8 protein-coding genes are annotated in these 7,505 nt (G+C 69.9%); 1 reads left to right on the top strand and 7 read right to left on the bottom strand.

Annotated features, from left to right (window positions below; genetic code table 11):
• Window positions 1-50: 50 nt before the first annotated feature.
• The 6 genes from AOK24_RS26015 to AOK24_RS25990 form a co-directional block, all read right to left on the bottom strand.
• Window positions 51-635 carry an ArsR/SmtB family transcription factor gene (locus AOK24_RS26015; protein WP_055722495.1) on the bottom strand — a complete coding sequence of 195 codons (585 nt, stop codon included), beginning with the start codon at window positions 633-635 and terminating at the stop codon, window positions 51-53.
• 113 nt (window positions 636-748) lie between these two features.
• On the bottom strand, window positions 749-1,630 hold the full coding sequence (locus tag AOK24_RS26010; protein WP_420876691.1) for a glycine betaine ABC transporter substrate-binding protein: 882 nt from the start codon (window positions 1,628-1,630) through the stop codon (window positions 749-751).
• A 68-nt stretch (window positions 1,631-1,698) separates the two neighbouring features.
• Window positions 1,699-2,577, bottom strand: coding sequence for an ABC transporter permease (locus AOK24_RS26005; RefSeq protein WP_055722493.1), 879 nt, complete (start codon window positions 2,575-2,577; stop codon window positions 1,699-1,701).
• Entirely contained in the window at window positions 2,574-3,806 is a 1,233-nt protein-coding gene (locus tag AOK24_RS26000) for a betaine/proline/choline family ABC transporter ATP-binding protein (RefSeq protein WP_055722492.1), read from the bottom strand. The genes AOK24_RS26005 and AOK24_RS26000 overlap by 4 nt, the downstream gene beginning before the upstream one ends.
• The gene (locus AOK24_RS25995) at window positions 3,799-4,446 is read right to left on the bottom strand and encodes an ABC transporter permease (protein ID WP_055722491.1); all 648 of its coding nucleotides are present in this window, start codon (window positions 4,444-4,446) and stop codon (window positions 3,799-3,801) included. Before AOK24_RS25995 ends, AOK24_RS26000 begins: the two co-directional genes overlap by 8 nt.
• Before the next feature lie 16 nt (window positions 4,447-4,462).
• Window positions 4,463-4,930 (bottom strand): Lrp/AsnC family transcriptional regulator, encoded by a 468-nt coding sequence (locus AOK24_RS25990; RefSeq protein WP_055722490.1) that lies wholly within the window; start codon window positions 4,928-4,930, stop codon window positions 4,463-4,465.
• 124 nt (window positions 4,931-5,054) lie between these two features.
• On the opposite strand from AOK24_RS25990, the gene hppD reads away from it, so the two are divergent.
• The gene (gene hppD, locus AOK24_RS25985; protein ID WP_055722489.1) at window positions 5,055-6,200 is read left to right on the top strand and encodes a 4-hydroxyphenylpyruvate dioxygenase; all 1,146 of its coding nucleotides are present in this window, start codon (window positions 5,055-5,057) and stop codon (window positions 6,198-6,200) included.
• A gap of 5 nt (window positions 6,201-6,205) precedes the next feature.
• On the opposite strand, the gene AOK24_RS25980 is transcribed toward hppD, so the two are convergent.
• Window positions 6,206-7,505, bottom strand: a 1,300-nt coding sequence (locus AOK24_RS25980; protein WP_055722488.1) for a tetratricopeptide repeat protein, incomplete at its 5' end; no start/stop codon positions are given.

Raw genomic sequence — 7,505 nt, 5'->3', positions numbered from 1 at the left:
AGGTGGTGGAGGGGGAGGTGGAAGTCGGGGTGGTACACGAGGGGTACCTCTCAGGTAGTGGTGATGGGGAAGACATGGCTGTGGGCGCGGATCTGCTGGGTCCCGGGGGTGCCCTCGGGGACGGCGCGGCTGCGGTACTTCTCGTACACGCGGTGGACGTCCTGGATGAACTCGAGCGTCTGCTCCGGGGTGAGCCGCAGCGTCGTACTGCTCATGTCCCAGGCGAGGTTCCACTCCTCCGGCCATGAGTCGCGGTTGCCCAGCCAGGTCGCCAGGTCCCGGGTGTGGCTGGTCGCGACCTCGTGCATGTAGAGGTCCGCGGCTCCGCGTACGGCCGGGTCGGCGTCGGTGAGCAGCTCGTCGTCGAACTCCAGGCCGGTGTGGGTGGCCTTCCACCAGCGCTCGCGTCCCTTGCCCTGTCCGGGGTCGTCCTCGATGAAGCCGTACTCGGCGAGCTGGCGGAGGTGGTAGCTGGTGGCGCCGCTGGACTCGCCCAGTTTCTCGGCGAGTTGGGACGCGGTCGCCGGGCCGCCGAAGCGGAGGGCGTCCAGGAGCTGCATACGGAGCGGGTGTGCCAGCCCTCGGAGGGAGCGGGCGTCGATCTTGCGCACCTCGGGGTGCTGGGGGTCGGCCATGGATGCAAAGGTAGCGTTGCAAAGAAACCTCTGCAAGGGTTTTTTGCAAGGAACCCTTTGCATCGATCCCTTTGTGCCGATCCCTTCGTAACTCCCGCCTCCCTCGCCTCACTTCACTTCACGAACCCCTGCTCCTTCATCCACTCCAACGCCACCTGATGCGGATCCTCCCCGTCGACATCCACCTTCGCGTTCAGCTCCTGAGCCACCGCGTTGTTCAGCCGAGCCGAGATCGGGTCCAACACCCCAGCGATCGCAGGCCACTTCTTCATCACCTTGGAGTTGATCTCGGGCGCCGCGTTGTAGTTGGGGAAGAAGTGCCGGTCGTCCTCCATGACGACGAGGTCCATCGCCTTGATCCGCCCGTCGGTCGTGTACACCTCGCCGTACGTGCAGTGCCCCTTCTCGGTCTGCGTGTAGATGATCCCGGAGTCCATCTGCGTGATCCGGGACGACGGCACACTCATCCCGTACGCCCTCTGCATCCCCGGCAACCCGTCCGCCCGGTTCGCGAACTCGCTCTCGACGCACAGGGAGACGGCCTTGGGGTCGGACTTGGCGAGCGCGGCGACCTGGGAGAGGGTCTTCGTGCCGTACTTCTCGTAGGCGGCCCGGTTCATGGCGAGCGCGTACGTGTTGTTGACCTGCGACGGGGGCAGCCAGGTGAGCCCGTCGCGGGCGTCGGCCCTGCGGACGGCCTCCCACTGGGCCTGCGGATCGGTGATGGGCTTGCTGTTGCCGAGGTAGGTGATCCAGGCGGTCCCGGTGTATTCGTACATCCCGTCCGCGTCGCCCTTCTTGACGGCCTCGCGCGCCCCGATGGACCCCTGGATGCCGGTCCGGTCGAGGACGTGCGCGCCGGCGGCCTGGAGGGCGATGCCCATCATCGCGCCGAGGATGAGGTTCTCGGTGAAGGACTTCGACGTCACCGTGAGGTCGGCCCCTTCGAGGGGCTTGCCCCGCCCGATCGTGCCGGGTTCGACGTCGTCGACCATGGGCGAGCCGGACGTCAGCCCGCAGGACGAGAGCAGCGCGGCCGACACCAGAAGACTCAGCGCGCGTCTCACCGGCCCACCTCCAATCCCCTTGGCCGCAACAGGAGTTCGGCGATGGACGCCAGCCAGTCCACGAGCAGCGCGAGCGCCACCGTCAGGATCGAGCCCAACACCAGTACGGGCATACGCTGGTTGGTGATCCCGGTCGTGATCAGCACCCCGAGCCCGCCGCCCCCGCCGAACGTCGCGAGGGCCGCCGTACCGACGTTGAGGACGAGCGCCGTACGGACGCCCGCGAGGATCAGCGGTACGGCGAGGGGGAGTTCGACGCGGGACAGGACGCCGAGGGGGGACATGCCGATGCCGCGCGCGGCCTCCAGGAGCGTCGGGTCGTTCGCGCGCAGCCCGGCGATCGTGTTGGAGAGGACCGGCAGGACGGCGTAGGCGATGATCCCGATGAGCGCGGCCTTCTCGCCGATGCCGAGCCAGATGACGAGGAGCGCCAACAGGCCGATGGCCGGGGTGGCTTGGCCGATGTTGGCGATCGCCATGACGACCGGCGCGGCCCTGCGCAGCGCGCCGCGCGTGAGCAGGACGCCGAGCGGGATGGCGATGATGAGGACGAAGAACGTGGAGATCGCGGTGAGTTGGACGTGCTGCCACAGCGCCTTGGAGACCTGGCCGCCGGAGAGCGCGTTCTCGGAGATCGGGTCCAGGTCGGCCTGCTGGAACCAGAGCCAGGTGCCGAGCAGGAGGGCGACGAGGAAGCCGGGCAGGACGGTCAACTTGGGCCAGCCGATACGGGGCTGAGCCGTACCGGAAGTCCCGGACGGCGACTCCGCGGAACCGGCGCCGGTGCCGGTGCCGCCGTCGGCGTCAGAACCGACCCCGGCCCCGGTCCCCGTCCCGGCCTCGGTCCCGGGGGAGCGCGCCTCTGGAGTCCTCACGCCTTCTCCTCCCCGCCGTCGCCCTCCTGCTCCGCGTGCGTCTGCGCCGCCCGCGTCTCCTCCAACTCGTGCTGGTGCTCCATCGCTTCGAGCCGGTCGGCCTCCAGGAGTTCGTGCACGGAGTTCATCAGCGTCTCCATGTCGACGACCCCGGTGTACTCCCCGCGCCGCCCGGTGACGGCCGTCCGCCCGGAGCTGTCGGTGAGGACGGCCTCCAGCGCGTCCCGCAGCGTCGCGTCCCGCGTCACGGTGTCGTTGACGAGCGTCCCGGCGCGCGCCAGCGACCCCTTCGCGCGCATCAAGTCCCCGCGCCGCAGCCACTTGTAGGGCCGGCCGCGCTTGTCGAGGAGGAGGATCTCGTTGGTCCCGCTGTCGCGCAGCTTGTTGAAGATGACCTGGAGCGGATCGTCGACGGTGACCGTCGGATAGTCGGTGATCGGCACGTCCCGTACGCGCGTGAGGTTGAGCCGCTTCAACGCGGCCCCGGCGCCGACGAATCCGGACACGAAGTCGTCGGCGGGGTTGGTGAGGATCGCCTCCGGCGTGTCGAACTGCGCGATGTGGGACCGCTCGCGCAGCACCGCGATCCGGTCGCCGAGCTTGATCGCCTCGTCGAAGTCGTGGGTGACGAAGACGATCGTCTTGTGCAACTCGTGCTGGAGCCGGATGAGTTCGTCCTGGAGATGGTCGCGGGTGATGGGGTCGACGGCCCCGAACGGCTCGTCCATCAGCAGTACGGGCGGATCGGCCGCCAACGCCCGCGCCACGCCCACGCGTTGCTGCTGTCCGCCGGACAACTGCCGTGGATAGCGCCCGTGGAACTCGCCCGGGTCGAGCCCGACGAGGTCGAGCATCTCCTCGACCCGCGCCTTGATCCGGCCCTTGGGCCAGCCCACCATCTTCGGTACCAGCGCGATGTTCTGAGCGACCGTCAGATGCGGGAAGAGGCCGGACGACTGGATCGCGTACCCGACCTTGCGGCGCAGCTTCACCGGGTCGATGTCGGTGACGTCCTCGCCGCCGATCCTGATCCGCCCGCCGGACGGCTCGATCAGCCGGTTGATCATCTTCAGCGTCGTCGACTTCCCGCACCCGGAGGGGCCGACGAAGATGACCGTCTCGCCCGCCTTGATCTCCATGTTCACGTTGTCGACGGACGGGTTGGGGTTGCCCGGATAGCGTTTGGAGAGGTTCTCCAGCTCGATCGAGGCACCCAAGGATTCAGACACGGATCCCCCTGGGAATCGTGAGCCGCCCGATGAGGACGTACGCGGCGTCGAACAGCAGCGCCAGGACGACGATCCCGAGCGTGCCGGCGAGGACCTGGTTGAGCGCGTTCTTGCTGCCGAGCGAGGCGATCCCCCGGAAGATCTCGTTGCCGAGCCCCGGACCCGAGGCGTACGCGGCGATCGCGGCGATGCCCATCAGCATCTGGGTCGCGACCCTGATCCCGGTCAGGATCGGCGGCCAGGCGAGCGGCAGTTCGACCTTCACCAGCCGCGCCGGACGGGACATCCCGATGCCCTTCGCGGCGTCCACCAGCGAGGGGTCCACCCCTCGTAGTCCGACGATGGAGTTACGCACGATGGGGAGCAACCCGTACAACGTGAGAGCTACGACCGTGGGGGGTACCCCCAGTCCGACGACGGGGACGAGCAGGCCGATCATGGCCAGCGAGGGGATCGTCAGGATGGTCGCCGTCGCGCTGGTGGCGAAGTTCCCCGCCCACTCGCTGCGGTAGGTGAGCACCCCGATCGCGACCCCGATGACGGTCGCGAGCAGCATGCACTGGAAGACCGCGCTGGCGTGCTGCAACGCGTCGGTGAGCAGTTGCTGATGCCGGTTGTCGAGGTACTCCCAGAAGCTCACACACCTTCACCTCAGCTCATTCGCGCGACGCCTCCTCCACCAGCGGGATGATCCGCAGCGGCACCGGGTTCTCCATCACGATCGCGGTGGAGGCCCGGACGATGCCATCAAAACCGACAACCAGGTCGATCACCCGCTGGAGATCCGCGTTGGACCGCGCGACCAGCCGGCACAGCATGTCCCCGCTGCCGGTCGTGGTGTGCAGCTCCAGGACCTCCGGCACGGTGCTCAAGTGCGCCCGGATCGCGGGCCCTTGGCCCTGGCGGATCTGGAGCGTCGCGAACGCCGTCACCGGGTAGCCGAGCGCCGCCGGATCGACCTCGGGACCGAATCCGCGGATGACTCCATTCGACGTAAGCCGGTCGAGGCGCGCCTGCACGGTCCCGCGCGCCACCCCGAGCCGCCGGGACATCTCCAGTACCCCGATCCGCGGCTCGCGCGCCAGCAGCACGATGATCCGCCCGTCCAGCCGGTCGATCCCCATGGCCCGGTCTCCTCGATGGTCATCCTGTACAGAAGAGGCGGTACTAACGCTGTAGTACCGAGCATATTGCCCAGCCGAACCGGGAACTGTTGCGCAGCTTGCGATCCCGGAGTGACCCTGAAGTATGACGCAGACCACACACCACACTCCCGACACCGCCCGGCAGGCCGACCCCTTCCCGGTCAAGGGAATGGACGCGGTCGTCTTCGCCGTCGGCAACGCCAAGCAGGCGGCGCACTACTACTCCACCGCCTTCGGCATGCGCCTGGTCGCCTACTCCGGACCGGAGACCGGCAGCCGCGAGACCGCGAGCTACGTCCTGGAGAGCGGCTCCGCCCGCTTCGTCCTCACCTCGGTCATCCGCCCCGCGACGGACTGGGGCCGCTTCCTGGCCGGTCACGTCGCCGCGCACGGCGACGGCGTCGTCGACCTCGCGATCGAGGTCCCGGACGCCCGCCGCGCCCACGCCTACGCCGTCGAGCACGGCGCCCGCTCCCTCGCCGAGCCCCACGAGGTGAAGGACGAGCACGGCACCGTCGTCCTCGCCGCCATCGCCACCTACGGCGAGACCCGCCACACCCTCGTGGAACGCCAGGACTACGACGGCCCGTACCTCCCCGGTTTTACGGCGGCGACGCCCCTCGTCGAGGCGCCCGCGCAGCGCATGTTCCAGGCGGTCGACCACTGCGTCGGGAACGTCGAGCTCGGCCGGATGAACGAGTGGGTCGGCTTCTACAACCGGGTCATGGGCTTCACGAACATGAAGGAGTTCGTCGGCGACGACATCGCCACCGAGTACAGCGCCCTGATGTCGAAGGTCGTCGCGGACGGCACCCTGAAGGTCAAGTTCCCCATCAACGAACCCGCGTTGGGGAAGAAGAAGTCCCAGATCGACGAGTACCTGGAGTTCTACGGCGGCGCCGGCGTCCAGCACATCGCCCTCAACACCAACGACATCGTCGCCACGGTGACGGCCATGCGGGCGGCGGGAGTCCAGTTCCTCGACACCCCCGACTCCTACTACGACACCCTCGGCGAGTGGGTCGGCGACACCCGCGTCCCCCTCGGCACCCTGCGCGAGCTGAAGATCCTCGCCGACCGCGACGAGGACGGCTACCTGCTCCAGATCTTCACCAAGCCGGTCCAGGACCGCCCGACCGTCTTCTTCGAACTCATCGAACGCCACGGCTCGATGGGCTTCGGCAAGGGCAACTTCAAGGCCCTCTTCGAAGCCATCGAACGCGAACAGGCCAAGCGCGGAAACCTGTAACCCTCCTACCGCCTACGGGACTTGGGCACGGGTACGGCCGGCGGCTCACCCAGCGCCCGCAACGCGGCCCGTGCCCGGGGCGCCCACAGCGGCGAGAACCCCGGGTTGATCCGCAAGGCGTCCTGGAGGTGCCGGCGGGCGGGCCCGTGCTTGCCCAACTCCCGCTCGATCGCGCCCCGGTGGAAGGCGTACGCCGCGCTGCGCACCCCGCCGCCCTTCGTGCCGTCCGTCGCGATCGACGCGTACCAGAGGGCCTTCTTGTGCTGTCCGGCCCGGTGCAGGGCCCACCCGAGCGCGTCGGCGACCGCGATGCCCGGCTGGCGGCGCCACTCGGCGCGCAGTCGCGTCACCGCCGCCTCCGGCTCGCCGTGATCGGCCTCGAACCGGCCGAGCAGCACCTCGTTGCCGACCCCGGCCGCGCTGTCCTGGCGGATCCGGGCGCGCATCAACTCGTACTCGGCGTGGGCCTGTTCGGCCAGGCCCAGCGACTCGTACAACTCGCCCAGCTCCAGGGCGTACTCGGGCAGCGGCTGGCCGGCGAGCGCCGACCTGTAGGCGGCCACCGCCTCCGCCGTGCGGCCCAGCGCGGCCAGCGTCCTGCCCTGGCCGGCCTGCGCCGCCCGCTGGTCGGGGTCGAGGCGGACGGCCTCCTGGAAGTGGCGCAGCGCGTCCGGGAAGTCGCCGCGCTCCCAGGAGAGTTGTCCGGCCTGCTCCAGCAACGCGGCCTGTTCGGCGGGGGAGTTCGCCTTCGCGGACGCGTCGTACAGCACGGCCGCCGCGTCCTCGCGCCAGCCCCGGTCCCGGTACACCGCCGACGCCTTCGCCTGCACGGCCGGGCCCGCGTGCAGCTCCATGAGCTTCTCCAGGGTGGCGCGGGCCTTCTGGTAGTCGCCGAGGCCGGTGTACGCGTCGATCAGCGGGCCGTACGCCGTCCAGCGCTTCGGCGCCGCCTTCACCGCCGCCTCGCCCCACTCCCGGGCGCCCCGGAAGTCCCGGCGGGCGCCCGCGAGGGCGGCGAGACCGGTGAGCGCGTCGGGGGTGCGGGACGCGTGCAGGGAGGCGCGCAGGGCGTGTTCGGCCTTGGGGTAGTACACGGTTACCTCCGCGGTCCTACGCCCCCGCTCGACGTACGCCGCGCCGAGCACGGCCCACGCGGGCGCGTCGCCCGGGTGGCGCCGTACGAACGCCTCGCGCTCGCCGATCAGCGCCGTGAGGTCCGGGAGGGCCGCCGCCATGCCGGTGGTGACGGCCGCGTGCGCCAGCGCGCCGGGCGCCGGGGCGGGGGCGCGGCGGACGGGGGCGGAC

The sequence above is a fragment of the Streptomyces niveiscabiei genome (genome assembly GCF_001419795.1).
Lineage (GTDB): Bacteria > Actinomycetota > Actinomycetes > Streptomycetales > Streptomycetaceae > Streptomyces > Streptomyces niveiscabiei.
The sequence above is the reverse complement of the archived record's forward strand: the minus strand, read 5'-3'. Positions and strand labels throughout refer to the sequence as shown.